Consider the following 238-nt stretch of genomic DNA (forward strand, 5'->3'; position numbering starts at 1 on the left):
CATTTGCATTCCAGCTTTAGCTCTACAACTCATAAAACTCTATTAAGCTCTAAATCTAACAACGATGCTAGAGAAAATTTCAACGATACAGAAAGACACTTCTACTTCTTGCTCTTCTTCCACATCTGATTCATCATGCTCAGCTTCGTGCTCCACTGCATCACCATTGGAGAAGTCTAAGAAACAAAGTGGTGGGAACAGAACGCACCACCGGTTATCCCCTTGTCCATCTCCTAAC

The 238-nt window shown here is 42.0% G+C and carries 1 protein-coding gene; it reads right to left on the reverse strand.

Translation table 11 applies throughout. The annotated features are described in order from the left end of the window. Nucleotides 1–42: 42 nt before the first annotated feature. Nucleotides 43–238: stage II sporulation protein R (locus AOA60_RS23625; protein ID WP_178075409.1), on the reverse strand; the 196-nt coding region annotated here is incomplete at its 5' end.

The sequence above is a fragment of the Pseudomonas sp. 2822-17 genome (genome assembly GCF_002742485.1).
Taxonomy (GTDB): Bacteria; Pseudomonadota; Gammaproteobacteria; order Pseudomonadales; family Pseudomonadaceae; genus Aquipseudomonas; species Aquipseudomonas cyclaminis.